This window comes from Micromonospora sp. WMMD987 (genome assembly GCF_029581435.1).
GTDB classification, from domain to species: Bacteria; Actinomycetota; Actinomycetes; order Mycobacteriales; family Micromonosporaceae; genus Micromonospora; species Micromonospora rifamycinica.
Window position 1 is genome coordinate 112,649 of the sequence record NZ_CP120861.1, and the last position, 18,097, is coordinate 130,745.

The 18,097-nt window shown below is 71.3% G+C and carries 15 protein-coding genes; 2 read left to right on the forward strand and 13 right to left on the reverse strand.

The window, feature by feature from the left end; genetic code table 11:
• Positions 1-18: 18 nt before the first annotated feature.
• The 9 genes from O7612_RS00385 to O7612_RS00425 form a co-directional block, all read right to left on the reverse strand.
• Positions 19-927 carry a hypothetical protein gene (locus O7612_RS00385; RefSeq protein ID WP_282269399.1) on the reverse strand — a complete coding sequence of 303 codons (909 nt, stop codon included), beginning with the start codon at positions 925-927 and terminating at the stop codon, positions 19-21.
• Positions 920-1,945: a tRNA-guanine transglycosylase gene (locus O7612_RS00390; RefSeq protein ID WP_282269400.1), complete on the reverse strand. Its 1,026-nt coding sequence runs from the start codon at positions 1,943-1,945 to the stop codon at positions 920-922. Before O7612_RS00390 ends, O7612_RS00385 begins: the two co-directional genes overlap by 8 nt.
• 19 nt (positions 1,946-1,964) lie before the next feature.
• Entirely contained in the window at positions 1,965-3,671 is a 1,707-nt protein-coding gene (locus O7612_RS00395; protein WP_282269402.1) for a carbamoyltransferase C-terminal domain-containing protein, read from the reverse strand.
• 4 nt (positions 3,672-3,675) lie between these two features.
• Positions 3,676-4,806, reverse strand: coding sequence for an arginine deiminase family protein (locus tag O7612_RS00400; protein WP_282269404.1), 1,131 nt, complete (start codon positions 4,804-4,806; stop codon positions 3,676-3,678).
• A 5-nt stretch (positions 4,807-4,811) separates the two neighbouring features.
• Positions 4,812-5,996, reverse strand: a complete 1,185-nt coding sequence (locus tag O7612_RS00405; RefSeq protein ID WP_282269406.1) for an acyl-CoA dehydrogenase family protein — start codon at positions 5,994-5,996, stop codon at positions 4,812-4,814.
• The gene (locus O7612_RS00410) at positions 5,993-7,210 is read right to left on the reverse strand and encodes a hypothetical protein (protein WP_282269408.1); all 1,218 of its coding nucleotides are present in this window, start codon (positions 7,208-7,210) and stop codon (positions 5,993-5,995) included. Before O7612_RS00410 ends, O7612_RS00405 begins: the two co-directional genes overlap by 4 nt.
• Positions 7,207-7,440, reverse strand: coding sequence for a phosphopantetheine-binding protein (locus tag O7612_RS00415; RefSeq protein WP_282269410.1), 234 nt, complete (start codon positions 7,438-7,440; stop codon positions 7,207-7,209). Before O7612_RS00415 ends, O7612_RS00410 begins: the two co-directional genes overlap by 4 nt.
• Before the next feature lie 121 nt (positions 7,441-7,561).
• Positions 7,562-9,355 carry a 2-isopropylmalate synthase gene (locus tag O7612_RS00420; RefSeq protein WP_282269412.1) on the reverse strand — a complete coding sequence of 598 codons (1,794 nt, stop codon included), beginning with the start codon at positions 9,353-9,355 and terminating at the stop codon, positions 7,562-7,564.
• On the reverse strand, positions 9,342-12,425 hold the full coding sequence (locus O7612_RS00425; RefSeq protein ID WP_282269414.1) for a non-ribosomal peptide synthetase: 3,084 nt from the start codon (positions 12,423-12,425) through the stop codon (positions 9,342-9,344). Before O7612_RS00425 ends, O7612_RS00420 begins: the two co-directional genes overlap by 14 nt.
• Positions 12,426-12,921: 496 nt before the next feature.
• Between O7612_RS00425 and O7612_RS00430 the strand changes: the two genes are divergently transcribed.
• Positions 12,922-13,704, forward strand: coding sequence for an alpha/beta fold hydrolase (locus O7612_RS00430; protein ID WP_282269418.1), 783 nt, complete (start codon positions 12,922-12,924; stop codon positions 13,702-13,704).
• Positions 13,705-13,749: 45 nt separating this feature from the next.
• Here O7612_RS00430 and O7612_RS00435 read toward each other — a convergent pair whose 3' ends face one another.
• The 4 genes from O7612_RS00435 to queC form a co-directional block, all read right to left on the reverse strand.
• Positions 13,750-15,072, reverse strand: coding sequence for an ATP-grasp domain-containing protein (locus O7612_RS00435; protein WP_282269420.1), 1,323 nt, complete (start codon positions 15,070-15,072; stop codon positions 13,750-13,752).
• 277 nt (positions 15,073-15,349) lie between these two features.
• A complete protein-coding gene (gene queD, locus O7612_RS00440; RefSeq protein WP_282269422.1) occupies positions 15,350-15,706 on the reverse strand; it encodes a 6-carboxytetrahydropterin synthase QueD in 357 nt (118 codons plus the stop codon).
• Positions 15,706-16,353, reverse strand: a complete 648-nt coding sequence (gene queE, locus O7612_RS00445; RefSeq protein ID WP_282269424.1) for a 7-carboxy-7-deazaguanine synthase — start codon at positions 16,351-16,353, stop codon at positions 15,706-15,708. The genes queD and queE overlap by 1 nt, the downstream gene beginning before the upstream one ends.
• A complete protein-coding gene (gene queC, locus O7612_RS00450) occupies positions 16,350-17,054 on the reverse strand; it encodes a 7-cyano-7-deazaguanine synthase QueC (protein WP_282269427.1) in 705 nt (234 codons plus the stop codon). Before queC ends, queE begins: the two co-directional genes overlap by 4 nt.
• A 151-nt stretch (positions 17,055-17,205) precedes the next feature.
• On the opposite strand from queC, the gene O7612_RS00455 reads away from it, so the two are divergent.
• Entirely contained in the window at positions 17,206-17,865 is a 660-nt protein-coding gene (locus tag O7612_RS00455) for a flavin reductase family protein (RefSeq protein WP_282269429.1), read from the forward strand.
• The last annotated feature ends 232 nt before the right edge of the window (positions 17,866-18,097 follow it).

The window sequence follows — 18,097 nt, forward strand, 5'->3', positions numbered from 1 at the left end:
CCGGCCGGGCGCGGTGGGTCAACCGCGCTCGGCCAGCAGGAAGAACTCGTCCTCGGTGGCCTGGTCGTCGACGATGCGCAGTCCGTGGTCGGCACAGAACCGCTGGACCACCCGCCGTTCCCGCGCCTCGATGTTCTGCCGCTTGGCCATCGCCACCCGTGAGCCGCTGATCAGGAGCCGGTCCGCGGGGGCCGCGGCGAGCACCGGGGCGAGCTGCGGTTCCTGCCGGAGGACGACCGGCACCACCTTGAGCAGCCAGGCCACGTCGCAGGTCGCCGGCAGCCCCCGCCGGTGCAGCGCGTCCCAGCCGTCGGCGACGTTCCACTGTGCCGCCCGGACGAGCCCCGCCGGCACCCGCGCCGCGTACGCCTCGACGGCGGCCACCGCGCTGGCGTCCTTGTCGGGCGCCCAGTACTCGGTGATGCCCCGCTGCCGGAGCCAGTCGGCACCGAGCAGGGTGGGCAGCACGCCCGCGCCGACGTCGACGACGACCCGGCTGTCGGGCGGGTTGGTCGTTTCGAGCACCCGGAGGAACTCGTCGCGGTGGCCGAGCCGTTCCGCCGTGCTGACGTGGGCGGCGGCGATCGCCGTCGCGGCCTCGTCCACCTGCCCGGCCGGGGCGTCCGCGGGCAGCTCGACCAGGGTCCAGAGCGCGGTGTCGAAGGCGGCCGGCTCGGACCGGTAGGCCCGCAACCGGTGGTAGATCGTCTTCTTGGTGAGGGTGGCGGCGTCCTTGTAGACCCGGGTGCGCTGCGCCTCCTTCGCCGAGCCGGCGGAGTCGACCACGGCCAGCAGTTTCGGGTTGCGACGCCACTCGTCGAGGATCACCTCGACCGCCCGCTGCTCGTCGATCCGGTACCGCCGGACCACGTCGGCGGCGAGGTCGGCGGCGAGGTCCGCCAGGATCCGGCTGCCCTGCTCAGACAAGGTCGATCTCCCGCCACGAGCTGTGCAGGGCACTGGTGGGGAACCACTCGTCGTGCAGTTTGAGCACGTCGTCGAGGTATCCGGGCAGGGTGCCGCTGGCGAGGTGCGTCCGGATCGTCTGGATCGTGACCAGGATCGTCCACAGGTTGTGCACGATGAGCTGCTCGGTGTCGGGCATGACCCGGGGCGGTTCGCCCTGGCAGACCGGGCAGGCGCAGACGAACTCGCCGGCCGCGAGCTTGTCCAGGTCCTGGAGTGCGCCGTACGGGGTCATGTACCACCCGGTCTGGGCGTAGTGCCCGTACGAGGCGGAGTCGAAGACGTTCACGCCGCAGGCGACCAGGAAGGGCAGCTCCACCGGGTCACCGGCGCCGTAGACGTGCATCGGGACGTCCGGGCCGATGATCTCGCGCGCCTCCGCCGAGGTCCGGCCGACGAACCGGAGGTCGTGGTTGCGGTTGAAGAAGGGCACCAGCGAGCCGAGGGCGAGGTACCGCACGCCCAGGTCCCGCAGGAACTCGACGCTGCGTTTGCGCAGGTCGGCGTAGCGTCCCCCCTGCTGGACCCCGACCAGGATGCCGCGTTCGACGAGGCCCATCGCCTTGACGATGCGCTTCTCGGTCGAGACGAGCTTCGCCTCGGCGACGGCCTTCTTGTCGCCGGGCGGGGTGATGAGGTCCAGCGGGGAGACGATGTCGCTGCCGATCCGGTCCTGGAACCGGACGATGTCGGCGTTGTTGAGGTAGAGCTGCCGGGTCAGGCCCTGGAACGCCCCGGAGTCGGTGGTGACCAGCCCGTCGAAGCCCAGGTAGTCGTGCAGTCCGGGGCCCTCGACGAGCTGTTGCCGCAGTTCACGCTGCTTGTAGAGGAAGTACGAGTTGACGATGCAACCCTCGATCTCCGGTCCTTCCGACCACGCCGACCGCAGGGCCTGCATCCGGTGTGGCTGGTAGACCGGGAGGAAGATCGGCAACTCGAACTTCCGCCCGTTGTTGATCACAAGCTCACGCGAGAACATCAGGTCACCTTCGTCGGCCTCACACCTTGGCGACCAGAAAGCTACCAGCAGCCAGATAGTCGATCTGGGTCTTCTCGAACGTGGCGATGGCGTCCGCGGGCGTGCAGATGATGGGCTCCTGGTCGTTGAACGACGTGTTGAGCACCATCGGCACCCCGGTGATCCTCTTGAACTCGGAGATCATCCGGTGGTACCGGGGGTTGGTGGCCGCGCTCACCGCCTGGAGCCGGCAGGTGTCGTCGACGTGCAGCACCGCCCCCATCAGCGGCTTCTTGTCCTCCTTGGCCCGGTAGGTCACCAGCATCATGTCGGCCGCCAGGGTGTCCCCCGGCACCTCCATCCAGTCGGCGACGTCCTCCGCGAGCACGCTCGGCGCGAGCGGCCGGAAGTACTCGCGGTGCTTCACCTTCTGGTTGAGGATCTCGCGCATCGCGCGGTCCCGCGGGTCGGCCACGATGCTGCGACAGCCCAACGCCCGCGGCCCCAGCTCCATCCGTCCCTGGAAGTAGCCGACCACCCGGCCCTCGGCGACCAGCCGCGCCACCGTGGCGTCGATGTCGTCGGGGACCGTGTAGGACAGCTCGCGCCGGTCCAGCTCCGCCCGGATCTCCTCGTCCGAGAACTCCGGTCCCCAGTACGCGTGCGTCATCGGTGCCGTCCGGGGCCGGTCGAGTTCGCCGTTCCACACGTACAGCGCCGAACCCACCGCCAGACCGGCGTCGTTGGCCGCCGGCTGCACGTAGAGGCTCTCGAACCCGGACTCGGCCAGCAGCAGGGTGTTGGTCACGCAGTTGAGCGCCACCCCGCCGGCCAGGCAGAGGTTCGCCGAACCGGTGCGTCGCCGCAGGTTGTCGGCGAGGTGCAGCATGATCTCGTTGGTCTTGGCCTGGAGCGCCGCCGCGATGTGCTCGTGCACCGGCTCGATGTCGTCGCCCGGCCGCCGCGGCGGGATCCCGAACAGCTCGACCAGCCGGTCGTGGTAGGCGCTCGGCGGGTAGTACATGATCTCGGCGAAGCGGAGCGCATCGGCGTCCATGTCGAACCCGCCGTCCGGCGTCGGCCAGGCCAGCCGGTCGAAGGCCGCCCGGAACACGGCGGGGTCGCCGTACGCGGCCAGCCCCATAACCTTCGCGGCGTCGTACACCCCGAAGCCGAGCAACACCGAGATGGTCTCCCACAGGTAGCCCAGCGAGGCGGGGTACCGCACGTCGAGCAGCGACTCCAGGGACCGGTCCCGCCCGTGGTACAGCCGGGTCGACCAGGCGTCGTCGCCCAGCGCGTCCACCACCAGGACGGCCGCGTCCCGGTACGGCGAGGCGAGGAACGTCGAGGCGGCGTGCGCGGTGTGGTGCGGCACCCAGCGGAAGTCGCCCCGGAACCCGTGCTCGGCCAGCACCTGCGGGATCTTCGGCACGTTCGCCAGGAACCGGGCCCGGTCGCCGGCGTCGTTCCACGCCGAGGGCAGCCCCTCGGCGTGGACCCGCCGCATCTCGTCCAGGTCGGCCGCGCAGGTCGCCATGTCGACGTCGGCCAGGGTGATGCCGGCGTGGCCGAGGACGTAACCGATGGCCTGCATCGGCAGCTCGTGCGGGTTGTCCGAGCGGGCCTGCTTGCCGTGCTTGACCCGGTTGAAACGCTCCTCCTCGGCGGTGGCCAGCAGCACGCCATCCTTCAGCAGCGCCGCGGACGACTCGTGGTAGACGCTGTTGACACCGAGTATGTACACGGTCTCACCCCTTCAGGTTCGGGAAGTAGTCCTCGGCCCCGCCGGTGCGCCGCACGTCCCAGGTCGCGCAGTGCAGCGAGCCGCCGTACTCGTAGACCTTGCGGAACGGCACCTTGACCACCTCGAAGCCGCGTTCCTCCAGCAGGTCGTGCATGGGCTTCTCCTGCTCCTCGCACACCACCACGTCCGGCGCGATGCTCAGCACGTTCATCGACAACCACTTCGACGACTGGCAGTACAGCGGCATCTCGTGGTTGTCGGTGCTCGGCGTGGGGGCGTCCAGCAGCTCCCAGCCGTTGTCGAGGAACAGCCGCTCCTCGCCCTCGCGCAGCGGGCGGTCCGGGTTGGTCAGGATCAGGCCGGGCCGCAGCGGCACGAAGGTGCAGTCGATGTGCGACGGGAAGAAGTCCAGCGGGAAGTGGACGGTGTGCACCCGCAGGCCCTTGGGCTCCAGGTGCCGGCGGAGCCAGTTGATGCCCTGCCGGTTGGTCGTCATCGACTCCTGGACGATCACGTCCCGGCCGAACCGGCTCATGTCCGCGGCGTCGAAGACGACCTCGTCCTGGGTGACGCAGAACTCGAAGTTGTGCATCTCGGCGTGCCGCTTCTCCAGCGGCCAGTCCCAGAACTCCTGCCGGTACATGTCGTCGGCCATCGACGGCTTCGGCGCCGCCGTCCACACCATCTTCGGGTCGTTGTTCCAGTAGTGGTAGATGAGCGGCCGGTACGGCAGGTACTCGAAGAACCGTGCCCGGCGGGACATGGTGGCCTCGATGATCTCGTTGCCGATGGTGATCAGCACGTCCCGGGGGCAGACCCCGCAGTACTGGTTCGACACCTCGAAGGTCGGCGCCTTCACGGAGGTGGTGTAGTCGAACGCCTCGGGACGGCGGACCGTGACGCCGTACCCCTTGAGCACCTCGGCCAGGTGGTCGAGTTCCTCGTTCGCGCCCTTGACCATGTCGTCGGGCTTCGGCCCGGTGGGGAAGGGACCACCCGAACCGTCCCGCAGCTGGGGACGGGAACCGGGCTCCACGGGCTCGAAGGCAGCCCCGTCGGCGCGACCGACGATGATCTCCTCCAGCGGATCCCACTCGTTCCAGGCGTTCACCAGCGGGGGAACTGCTGTGGTCATGACTGTCACCTTCCGTTGTCCGAGGGCCCCGGGGCTTCCGATCGGCGCTGGGCGGCCCGCCAGGACGTCAGTGTCAGCTGGCTGATCTGTGTCTCCTGAATCTGCGAGGTGCCCTCGATGACGCACTGGATCTTGGCGTCCCGGAGGTGCCGCTCGACGCTGCTCTGCGCCGAGCACCCGTAGGCACCGTGCACCTGCACCGCGTCCGAGGCCACCGCGAAGGCGTTCTCCGACGCGACGTACTTGGCGATCAACGTCCGGCGCACCGCGTCCCGGTCCCCCGAACTCCGCGCCCGGGTCGCCGCCTCGCACTGCATGCGGGCGGCGTCGACCGCGCACACCATCCGGGTGACCATCCGGGCGACGAGCTGGTGGTCCCCGATGGGCGTGCCGAACTGTCGACGCGTGACCGCCCGGTCGAGGGAGGCGTCGAGGCAGGCCGCCGCCAGGCCGACACTGCCCCAGGCCGTGCTGAACCGGCCGTGGTCCAGCGCGGCGGTCGCCACCGCGTCGAAGGCGAGCGGCCCCTGGGCGACGACGTGCTCGGCCGGCACCGCACAGTCGTCGAAGCGGACGGCCGCGAGGTGGGAGGCGCGCAGGCCGAGCAGGTCCGCCTGCGGCGTGACGTGGACCCCGGGGGTGTCGCGTTCCACCACGATCGCCGCCACGTGCCCGTCCAGCCGGGCGAAGACCAGGAAGACGCCGGCCCGGGCGGCGAAGCTGATCCACGACTTCTCCCCGTTGAGCACCACGGATCCGCCCCGCCGTTCGGCGACCGTGGCCGCCGCGCGGGCGTCGCTGCCGGAGTGCGGCTCGGTGAGCGCGAACGACCCGTAGACGTCACCGGCGGCCAGCCGCGGCACCCAGCGGTCCCGCACCGGCGGTTTCGCCCACCGGTGCAGGGCGTGCGCCACCATGCCCTGCACGCCGATCAGGTTGCGGACGGAGCCGCACGCGCGACCCGCCTGCTCGTTGAACCGCCCGAGCAGGTCGGCGTCGAAGCCCCGGCCACCGGCCTGCTCCGGCAGCGAGGGCACGAGCAGCCCCTGGGCACCGAGCAGCCCGGCGACCTTCTCGTCCATCTCCTGCGCCCGGTCCCACGCCCCGGCGTTCGGCGTCACCACCCGGTCCAGCAGGTCCCGGCTCTGCCGCAGCACGTCGGCCCGCGACCCGTCCACGTCGACACTCACTGCGTCACCCCCACCCGGACCGCCTCCGGCCAGTTCCGCGGCTCGAGCCCGTGCTGCGTGACGAACGCGTACGCCAGGCGTTCCAGGCCGAAGCCGACGCAGCCGGTGTGCCCGGGGCCGCCCGCGTCGGCCCGGGTGATGTCGAACACCTCGCCGAAGTGGCTGCCGTGCAGGTTGAACGAGCCCACCGCGATGCTGCGCCCGTCGGCGACGTCGGCCACCAGCTCGTACTTGAGTTCCATCAGCCGCTGCGAGAGCACGCTGTCCTTGGAGGCGTCGCCGAAGAAGTGGTCGTTGGCGACCTCGCAGCGGGCGGCGAGCCCCAACTGGTCCACCAGCGCGAACGCCGCCTCCAGGAACCGCCGCCGGGACTCGACGACGTACTCCTCGGGGCCGAGGAACACCGTCTCCCGGATGGTGAAGTCCCAGAGCCGGTCCAGGCCCGACTCGTAGCGGGACTCGAACCGGAAGCTCTTGCCGCGCGAGGTCACCACCCGCCGGTCCACCGAGGTGCCGGCGAGCTGGTTGAAGGTGTGGTAGCACATGGTCGGCGGGAGGCAGTACCGGTCGTCCCGGCACAGGCTGAAGATCTCCGGCGTGATGCGCCGCCCGGCCTCGCGGTAGCGGCGCAGGAACGTCTCGTAGTTGTCCGCGTCGTTGTGCAGGCGCGTGACGAACATGACGAAGTGCGGGAACGACTCGAAGTAGCTCTGCCGTTCGAGCACCTCCAACGGGAGCAGCGTCGGGTACCGGTACTCGGTGCTGTCCGGCATGCCCAGCGCGATGGCCCGTACCTGCCGGTCCAGGTGGTCGACCAGCCTGATCATCAGGTCACCGAAGGTCATCGTGCCGGGGCCGGGCGCGTGCACGAGGCCGGCCCGCACCATCTCCGGCAGCGGATCCGGCCACTGTTCGCCGCGTCGCGCGGAGGTCCACAGCACCTTGGGCCGCCAGCTGCGCTGGACCCGCACCTCCCGCTCCACCACCCGGTTGATCTTGTCGGTGAGGTGCGCGACGGTGTCCGTGGGATCAGGGACGAGCGTCAGCTCCAGCGCCTCAACCCCCTCGTCGCCGCGCACGAACGCGAAGTCCCGGACGTCCGGACTGATGAAGTGGATCCGCTTGCCCAACTCGGCCTCGAGCCGCACCGGCAGTGGCCGGGACAGCGGAACGCGGACGGTCGGGGCCGTCAGGGCGGGTGGCGTCACGGTCACGGCCCGGTCAGCCGGAGCACGAGGGCGTCGATGTCCTTCACCGACCGGAAGTTCTCGAACACGAGGTCCTCACCGTCGATCTGGAGGTCGAAGGTCTCCTCGAGGAACGCCACGAGCTGGACGACGAACATCGAGTTCACCAGCCCCAGGGCGAAGATGTCGTCCTCGTCGGCCACCGGCTCGGCGATGTGCTCGGCCAGGAACTGGCGAATCTGGGCTGTGCGATCCACGCATCTCTCCCGATGTGGAATCCGGCGGCAACCCGCAGGCGCACCTGCGGGTTCGCCTCTGACAGTTCGTACCCGTGGCGGTACCCGGCGGGCGGCTCCACCGTCGCCGGTCCCGGGCGGCTCAGCTCCGGCCCGGGTGTCGGCGCAACGCTGCGACCACCACCTCGGCACCGCCGCCCGCCGTGTCCGTCGCCCGTCGCAGCGACCGGTGCGCGGCGAGCACGGCCAGGAAGATCGACTGTACGGAGTCCCCGCTGGTGGCGCACCCCCAGCCGGTACGGTCACCGACCGCGACCTCGGCGTAACACGCCTGCACGGTCCGGCCCGCCACCTCGGCGACCTGCTGCGCGGTCCGCCGGACCAGGCCCGTGGCACCGGTGGTCCGGGCGATCAGCTCGACGGCGTCGGTCGCCGGGTCGGTGGCGGACACCCGCGTGGTGACCGGGACGCCACCGAGCCGCAGCCGGGCCTCGTAGGCCCCGTCGTCGCCCGCGACCCACTCCTCGACCCGGTTGTCCGGCTCGTCGAAGAAGTACAGCTCCCGGAAGGCCGTCCACAGCACCGGCGGCGGGATCTCGCCGTGCGCCTCGGCCACCACCTGCACCGCCGCGGCGAAGTCCCGCTGGAGATCGGGCGGGGGGAACAGCCCGCTGACCGAACGGAGCACGTGCGCGATCCCGGACTTGCCCGACTGGCTGTTGACCCGGATCAACCGGTCGTACGGTCGGCCCAGGTCGGCCGGGTCGACCGGCACGTACGGCACCTGCCACCGCTTGACCTGCCCCGGCTCGGCCGGTGTCAACTGGACGTCGAGGCCCTTGCGGATCGCGTCCTGGTGGGTGCCGGAGAACGCGGTGAAGACGAGGTCGCCGCCGTACGGGTGCCGCGGGTGCACCGGCAGACCGGTGCACTCCTCGACGACCCGCCGCGCGTGGTCCAGCTCCGAAAAGTCGATCATCGGATCGACGCCCCGGGAGAAGAGGTTGAGCGCCAGGGTGACCAGACAGACGTTGCCGGTCCGCTCGCCGTTGCCGAAGAGGCAGCCCTCCACCCGCTGGGCACCGGCGAGGAGGCCCAGCTCCGCGGCGGCGACGCCGGTGCCCCGGTCGTTGTGCGGGTGCAGGGAGAGGATCACCCCGTCCCGCCGGTCGAGCGCGCGGTGCACGTACTCGATCCGGTCGGCGAAGTGGTGCGGCCCGGTGACCTCCACCGTCGCGGGCAGGTTCAGCACGACCGGCCGCTCCGGCGACGCCTCCCAGATGCCGGTCACCAGGTTGCACACCTCGACCGCGAAGTCGACCTCGGTGGAGGTGAACGCCTCGGGCGAGAACTGGAACCGGTACCGGCCCTGCGACTGCTTCTCCACCTGCCGCGCCGAAGCGGCGATCAGTTCGAGCAGTTCCTCACGGTCCCGGCGCAGCACGATCTCCCGCCACAGTGGCGCGGTCGCCACGCAGAGGTGCACGACCGCCGACCGGACCCCCTCCAGCGAGTCGATCGTCCGTTCGATGGCCTCCTCCCGCGCGGGCGTGAACACCACGATCGTGACGTCGTCCGGAACGAGGTCCCGCTCCGCCAGCATCCGGACGAACCGGAAGTCGAGTTCACTCGCGGCGGGGTAGCCGACCTCGATCTCCTTGTAGCCCATCCGGACCATCAGCTCGAACATCCGGAGCTTGCGCTCCGGCGTCATCGGCTCGACGAGGGCCTGGTTGCCGTCGCGCAGATCGACCGGCACCCACAGCGGCGCCTCGGTGATCTCGCGGTCCGGCCAGGACCGACCGACCCCCAGCCGCACCCCGGGGTCGCCGCTGGGCCGGTACTTCTCGTGGGGCATGCCGCTGGGCTGCTGGCGCTGCCAGAACGGCCGCCCGGTCACGGTCGCCCCGGTGTCTACCGCCTCACCGCTGCCCATCGTCCGCTCCCATCGTCGAGGCCTGCTCAGCAATGCTCGGACAGCGGAAGAAGTCGGCGAGCGACAGCGGGTAGCCGGCGGCGGAGAGCTGGCCGACGATCCGCAACGCCGCCAGCGAGTCCCCGCCCAGCTCGAAGAAGTCCGCCTCCGGTGGCAGGTTGGCCAGCCCGAGGACGCTCTCCCAGGCCTGGGTGACCGCGGCGAGCGCCGCCGTCGACGACCCCACCGGCACCGCCGCCGGGGCCTCGTCCCCGACCCGTCGGGGCCGGACCACCACGCCGGGGCGGTCGGGCGTGGTGTCGGCCTGGTGGGCGAGCTGCGCCAGGAAGGCCGCGACCATCCCCCGCACCTCCGCCGCGTCGACGCAGCCCCGGCCGAACTGGGCGAACACGTTCACCTCGTCGCCGCTGAGCGGATCGGCGAAGACACTCAACGGGTACGGGCACGAGTCGAGCCGCGGCTGCATCCGGGTGGCCCGGTCGCCGATGCCCAGCCGCAGCGGCAGCTCCAGGCTGAAGGTGCTGTTCACGATGTCGAACGCGAGCGGCGACGCGCTGCGTCCGGCGCGGGCGATCACGCTGAACGGCGCGTGGTGCTCGTCGGTCACCGCCAGCTCGGCCTCGACCGCCGCCAGGACGTCGGCGAAGTCCAGGTCCCGCAGCGGCACGGTCACCGGCAACGTGTTGACGTACATGCCGACCGACGAGGCGTCGCTGCTGGACCGTCCGTGTGCGGGCACGCCCACGGTCAGCGCGTCCTGACCGGTCCACCGCCCGGCCGCGATCATCCAGGCCGTCAGCATGAGGCGGAACGGCGTGGTGTGCGCGCGGACCGCCGCCTCCCGGAGCCGCTCGCCCAGCCGACCGGTGCTGCGGACCTCGATGGCGCTGCCGTCGGCCAGCTCGGGATCGAACTCGCGGCGCAGCCGGAGCGGCCGGTACGTGTCGCGCCGGCCCTCCCAGAACGCCACCACCTCGGCCGGGGTGTCGACAGTGGAGGGCTGCTCGTCGACCCGCGCCGGCCGTGCGGGCAGGACCCGGCCGTGGTAGCTCTCGGTGATCTTCTCCAGCAGACCCTGGATCGACACGCCGTCGGCGACCGTGTGGTGCAGGACGAGTTGCAGGACGGCGGTGTCCGTCTGCGCCACCGGAACCAACGCCACCCGCATCAGCGGCCCGGTGAGCAGGTCGAACGGCTCGTTGTACTGCTCGTCCGCGGTACGCATCGCGGCGGCGAGAGTGGCCACCGGGTCGAAGACCTGCACCAGGTCCCCGCCGGCGTGGCGGGCCTTGGCCTCGGCGACCAGCTCCAGTGTGCCGTCCCGGCCCTCCCGGAACGACGCGACGACCGAGGGGTGCGCCCGCACCACGGATCCGACGGCCACCCGCAGCCGCGCCTCGTCGAGGGCGCCCTCGACCACGAACGCGGCCGTGACGTTGTACCGGGGCGACCTCGGCGCGACGTGCCAGAGGAACCACAGGCTGCGTTGTTCCTGGTTGACGGGGAAGACGTAGGCGTGGTCGTCGGTGTCGGTGTCGACCACCTCGTCGACCGTCGCCACCGCGTCCCTGAGGGCGGCCTCGTGCTCGGCGCGCAACGCACGCATGTCCGTCTTGCCGTTGTGCGTCAGCGGCATCCGGTCGCGGAACAGCACCGAGGCGGGAACCGCAGCCCGGGGCAGCCGCGCCGCCACCCAGTCCTTGATCTCCCGGGCCGTGGTCCCGGCGCCGGCCACCACGGTGGCCGCGACCCGTAGGTTTCCCGACCTGGGGTGGGTCACCGTCAGCGCCACGGCGCGGTCCACCGCCGGGTGGGCGGTGAGCGCGGCCTCGATCTCGCCGATCTCCAGCCGGACGCCGCCGACCTTGATCTGACCGTCGGTACGACCGTGGAACTGGAGGGTGCCGTCCGGGTTCTCGGTGACCTGGTCACCGGTGCAGTAGTACCTGCGGGTCACGCCGTCGGGCCCGACGAGCCGGCGGAACTTCTCGGCGGTCAACTCGTCGTCGTGGAGGTACCCGCGGGTCACCTGCGGCCCTCCGATGCACAACTGACCCCGGGTGCCCGCCGGCACCGGCCGCAGTTCGTCGTCGACCACGGCGATGGACAGGCCGGGCAGCCCGACCCCGATGTCCGGGTAGGTGTCGGCGTTCGTCTCGTCGGCGGGCCGCACCACACCGCCGGTCGAGATCACCGTGCACTCGGTCGGCCCGTACAGGTTGACCAGGGGGAACGGGAGGGTGGCCGGGGGCCGCTTGCGGAGCCGGTCCCCGCCCGCGTACAGCTCGCGCAGGCTGGTCGGCTGCCCGGTCCAGTCCAGGGCGATGAGTTCCTCGGCCAACTGCGGGGACACGAAGGAGTGCGTCACGTCGTACCGCGCCCACGCCGTGCGCAGCGCCTGCGGGTCGAGCCGGAGCTCGTCGTCGACCACGTGCAGCGAGGCGTCCGCGGCGAACGCCACGAAGTGCTCCCAGATGGAGACGTCGAACCCGGGCGAGACGGTCACCGAGATCCGCGCGCCGTCGCCGAAGTCGTGGTCGTCGAGGCTCCAGCGCAGCAGGTGTTCGAGGTTCGCCGCGGTGCAGACGACCCCCTTCGGCACCCCCGTGGTGCCCGACGTGAAGATCATGTAGAGGGCGCGGTCGTCGGGTGCCGGAACGTCCAGCGCGGACCGGGCGGCCTCGACGTCCGTCGCGGTCACCCCCGACCAGGCGTCCGGCGCGAGGACCGCGCAGTCGACGGCGAAGGCGTCCGCCACGGTCGGCGCGGCGATCGCGAACGCCGGCCGCAACTGGCGCAGGATGTCGCGTCGGCGCAGCTCGGGAAGGGTCGGGTCGATCGGGGCGATGACACCGCCGGCCATCGCGACCGCCAGATAGGCGACCACCAGGTCGGCCGACCGGGGCAGGCAGACGGCCACCGGCGACTCGGCGGACGGATCCAGCCCCCGCGCGAGCAACGTGCTGGCCAGTGCCCTGGCCCGCCGACGGGCCTCGACCATGTCGAGGCGGACCGCGCCACTGACGACATCGGCGTTCGATTCCGGACGGCCCCACACGGCGCCGTCCACGAGAGGCGTTCCCCCGTACCTCAAAGTGGAGACTCCTCCAATTCACCCCGTGGGGTTTCGAGAGGTACCCACCGCAACGGCTGTGGAACCACGACGGCGGCTTGACGACCAGCTATACGTGGACAAGATCGTTCCTCGGCGAACCAGTTGGACCATGCCACAGCCGTCAGATGAGTGTCAATCACGTCCGGAGGGCCGGTCCGGCGGTCCGACGGCCGGCGTCGATCCGGTCGGCGCGGACGGACCCCGCCCAGGTCACAGGCCTCACCGGCGGCCCGCCGACCGGGCTGGGATCGGTTGCAGCACCTGCCGTGGCGCTGTACGTTCGAGCGGCGTCGGCTGTGGTGCGGCGGCGGCGCGGTGGAGCCTCGTCCCCACCGTCGGCGACGGCATCTGTGCGATCGGCGGGTCTCACATCGGGTCCGCAGACTCACCCGGGGGTGGCGATGTTCCTGTCCATGGTGTGGCCCGCGCCTTCGCCAGGTCGGGCACGGCCGTGACCGCGTTCGTCAGGACCCCCGCCGGCAAATGGCTGCGGCGCTACCACGCCGCGTCCGACAACCCGACCTGTCGACTGCTGCTCCTGCCCCACGCGGGCGGGTCGGCGAGTTACTTCTTCGGCTTCGCCCAGCTCCTCGCGGGCGACATCGACGTGCTCACCGTGCAGTACCCGGGCCGGATGGAACGGCACACCGAGCCGCTCGTCGGGGACATCGAGGAGTTGGCCAGGCAGTTGACCACGGCACTGGTCGAGCACGAGCTGACCGACCTGCCGCTGGCGTTCTTCGGCCACAGCATGGGCTCGCTCGTCGGCTACGAGACCGCGAGCCTGCTGGCGGGGAAGGCACACCCGGCGCGGCACCTGTTCGCGTCGTCCTGCCGGGCACCCAGCACCCTGCACGGCACAGCCGCCGTACGGACCACCGACGACACCATCATCGCCGACCTGAAGTCGTTGGGCGGCACCGACGCTGCCCTGCTCGACGACCCGGGGATGCGGGAACTCCTGCTGCCGATCCTCCGCTCGGACAGCCGGGCCGTGGAGCTCTACCGGGAACGCCCCCGCACACCGCTGCGGATCCCGGTGACCGCCATCCACGGCACCGACGACCACTGGGTCGACCAGCCGGCCGCCCAGGCGTGGTCGGAGGTGACCTCCGGTCCCTTCGAACTGCACCGGATGCCGGGCGGGCACTTCTACTTCTCGGAGCCGGACCACCAGGCGCAGATCGCCGACCTCGTCCGGGGCCGCCTGCTCGGCGTACCCCCGACGACCTGACGACCCGGCCCGGTGGCCCGCACCGACCGCCCTCGCGGTGGTCGGTCAGCCGGCGTCGGCGAACCGCAACCGGACCCGGCGCAGCGTCTCCTCGTAGAGGTAGGGGATCTCGGCCCGGTCGTTGCAGTGGTAGAAGACGTCGTAGCAGAACAGCCAACGCTCCCGGCCACTCTTGACGTCACGCGGCGGCACGATCGTGCCGGGCTGGAGGTACTCCAGGTCGAACGAGAACTCCGGCCGCTCCCGGCCCCACTCCAGGCCCTCGAAGCCGACGAACTCGCCCGCCTCGTGCGCGTTGACGAACACACCGAGCAGGAAGCCGCCCTTGCGCGGGTACTCGGTCGGCAGCGTCTCGCCCAGCGCGAGCTTGAGCGTCATCTCCCGCGGGTCGATCCCGAGGAACAGGTTCAGCATCTTCGGCACGCTGCCCCCGCCGATGCGGGAGTTCACCTCGATGATCTGGACCCGCTCCCCGTCCCACTTGCACTCGACGTGGACGAACGTGTCGTCCACCTCCAGCTTCGTCATAGCCTCCTGGAGCTGGCGATGGATCTCCGTCTCCTCCTCGGCGGACACGAACGGGGTGGGGCACAGGTTCGCCGTCTCGAAGTGGAAGTTGCCCTCCCGGTTGAACTTGTACTTCTCCTGGATCAGCAGGGGCACCAGCCGGCCGTGCTGGACGAACGCCTCGTACGACAGCTCCCGTCCATCGGTGATGAACTCCTCGACCAGGATCTGCCGCCTCGGATCCCATACCTGGTCGCCGTCGTCGACGGGGTTGAGGTCCTGGTCCTCGGCGAGCGCCGCGAAGGTGTCGCCGATCACCTCGTGCGCGGACTCCCGGTCCTGGACGAACCCGACGTAGCTGCTGGCCGCACCCCAGATCGGCTTCACCACGAAGGGCAGACCGATCTCCGCCACCAGCTCGTCGATCCGTTCCGGCGTGGCCTCGTCCGCGGAGAACACCGTGGCCCGCAACGGCATGGTGTCGGCCAGGACCCGGCGCAGCCTCGGCTTGATGCGGCAGTTCAGCTGGCCCACCATCCCGGGGAACGGCAGACCCAGCCGCTGCGCGGCACCGAACTGCGAGGACCACGTCCGGTCCCCGATGATGGAGAAGCGCAGACCGTCCGCGGCGTACGGCGCGAGTGCCGCGGCGAGCGCGTCCGCGGAGAAGACGTCCTCGCAGACCACCACCTCGTCCGCCGCGTCGGCGAGCAGGGGCGCGGCCTCGGCGGTCGAGAGCACCAGGATCCGGTGCCCCAGCCTGCGCATCTGCTGCATCCGTAGGTGGAGCTCCGGCCACATCTCCAGACCGGGCAGGGTGAGTTCGACGTAGTAGCGCGGAGCGCTGGTACCCGCAGGCATTGAGGTCACCTCTCAACGGACAGTCACGGACCCGCCCGCCGGACACATGCGGCCGGGGCTCGGCGGCGTGGGGTGAACGAGTCGTCGGCGGCGGCGCGCAGGTGTGTGGGAGACAGGGCGTGAGGAGAGGTCGGTGCCGACCTCGACGCGGCACTGCCGCCGTTCCCCGTTCGGCGCCGAGCCTACCCCGCCCGCCCCGGGGCGGCATCCTCGATGCACGTCGGGCGGCCGGGCCGGGTGGCCGGGTCGGCGAACACCGCACCGCAGCGGGCCAGCGTCACCGCTCTCCCCGGTAGACGCAGCCGGAGGTGCAGGTCTCGCGGACCATCACCGCCGAGAGCGGGACCTGGTCGACCAGCCGGTCCCAGATCCAGCGGGCCAGCACCTCGCTGGTGGGGTTCTCCAGACCGGGCACCTCGTTGAGGTAGTAGTGGTCGAGCTGGTCGCGCAGGGGCGCGAAGGCCTTCTTGAGATCGCCGAAGTCCATCACCCACCCCGCCGCCGGGTCGACGTCGCCCTCGACGTGCACCTGCACCCGGTACGAGTGGCCGTGCAGCCGGGCGCACTTGTGCCCGGCGGGCACGTGCGGGAGGCGGTGCGCGGCCTCGAAGGTGAACTCCCGGAAGATTTCCATCAGGCGATTCCTAGGTACTTGTGCGTCTGCAGACTCAACTGCCACTGCGGATGGTCGAGGCAGTACCGCACCGTGGCCTCGGTGTTGGCCACCCGGTCCGGACCGTCCATGGGCTGCAACAGGAAGTGCGCGAAGTCCAACCCCTCGAACCGGGTCGGTTCGGCACCGACCTGCGGATACACCAACTTGAGGTCGTGCCCACGGGTGAGCACGAGGTCGGCTCCCGCCTTGGGGCTCACGCAGATCCAGTCGAGTCCGGCCGGGGCCGGTCGGGTGCCGTTGGTCTCCACCGCGACCTCGAAACCCTCGGCGTGCAGGGCCTGCACGGCCGCCTCGTCGAGTTGCAGCAACGGCTCACCGCCGGTGCACACCACGTACGGCCGGCTGCGCGGGTGCCGCTGACCCTGCCACGCCGCCGCCACCGCGGCCGCCAGCTCGGCCGCCGAACGGAAACGGCCCCCGCCGGGGCCGTCCGTGCCGACGAAGTCGGTGTCGCAGAACCGGCAGACGGCCCGGTGCCGGTCCTCCTCCCGCCCCGTCCAGAGATTGCAGCTGGTGAACCGGCAGAACACCGCCGGCCGACCGGCGTGGGTGCCCTCACCCTGCAGGGTGTAGAAGATCTCCTTGACCCGGTACACCGGGCTCACCCGCCCGCCGAGGTCAGCGCCGGATCGTGGAGACCGAGCTCGGCGAAGCCCCGGGCACGCAGCAGGCACGAGTCGCACGTCCCGCACGCGCGACCCTCGACCGGGTCGTAGCAGCTGTGCGTCCAGGCGTAGTCCACGCCCAGCTCCAGGCCCCGACGGATCGTCTCGGCCTTGGTCAGCTGGATCAGCGGGGTGTGCACCCGCAGCCGCTGGCGGCCCTCGACGCCCGCCTTCGTCGCCAGGTTGGCCATCTGCTCGTAGGCGGCGATGTACTCCGGCCGGCAGTCGGGGTAGCCGCTGTAGTCGAGCGCGCTCACCCCGATGAACACGTCCGAGGCGTCCAGGGTCTCCGCCCACGCCAGGGCGAAGGAGAGGAAGATGGTGTTCCGCGCCGGCACGTAGGTGATCGGGATGTCCGTGCCGAGATCGTCCGCGGTGTCGTGGTGCGGCACCGCGAGCGCGTCGTCGGTCAACGCCGAGCCGCCGAACACGCGCAGGTCGATGTCGGCGATCACGTGCCGCGCCGCGCCGAGCCCCTCCGCCACCCGCCGGGCGGCATCGAGTTCCACCGTGTGTCGCTGACCGTAACGGAAGCTCAACGCGTAGGCCTCGTAACCCTCGTGCACCGCCATCGCGAGCACCGTCGCGGAGTCGAGCCCTCCGCTGAGCAGCACCACAGCCTTGCGCTTCGCCGCAGACATCTGCCGGCCTCCGCCTTCCCACTCGCGTCGGCGACACCGTGCCGCCCCACCCCGAAGCCCCGTCACGGGGTAGCGCCCCGGAACCCGGCTACTCTACGCAACCGGCCACGGGCAAGGGTACTGGGCTCGACCCCGTACGACCGTGCCGACCGTGGCCCACGGTCGGGACCGTCGGGCGCGACCCCGGGCCGGGACCGTCGGGCGCGACCACCGGGACCGCCGGCGCGACCCCGCCCCGGTCGGGAGGACCTGCCGCACCCTGCGGGGCGGCGGAGCCACAATGTTTCACGTGAATCCAAACCCGGGCGCCGAGATCCATCACACCGACCCGTTCGCGGTGCCGGCCGACCAGCGTTCACCGGTACGCCGACTGCGGGGCCGGCTGGCCGCGCCGGTGACGCTCTGGACGGCTCCCGGACCGGCCGGGCTGACCGTGTCGTCCACCCTGGTCGCCGAGGGGGAGCCGGACCGCCTGCTCGGACTGGTCGACCCGGAGTCGGAGCTGTGGGCCGCGGCCGAGGAGGCCGGCCGGTTCGCGGTGGCCCCGCTGGGTCCGCCCCACCGGCAGCTCGCCGACCGGTTCGCCGGCCTCTTCCCCTCCCCGGGTGGCCTCTTCGCCACCGACCGGTGGACCGAGACCGGCTACGGTCCGGTGCCCGCCGATGCCGGGAGCTGGGCCGGCTGCCGGCTGGACGCCGCCCGGGAGTACGGCTGGGCGCTGCTGGTCGAGGCCACCATCGAGACGGTGGAGATCGTCACCGACCTGCCACCGCTGCTGCACCACCGGGGTCGCTACCACCAGCTGCCCTGACCGGCCCCCACCGCGGAAGCCGGCGCGAGGGCCGGTGAGCGGGAGCCGGTGAGCGGGAGCCGGCGCGCAGGCCCGTGAACGAGAGTCGACGCGGGCCGGTGAGCGGGGTGACGCGGGTCACTGGGCGCAGATGGGGGACCGTTCGGCGCAGCTGTCTGCCGGGATCGATCTCGACCTTTCCCGGCAGGCAGTGGGCTATCTACGGTGCGCGAAACCCCAACGCCTGTGAAGG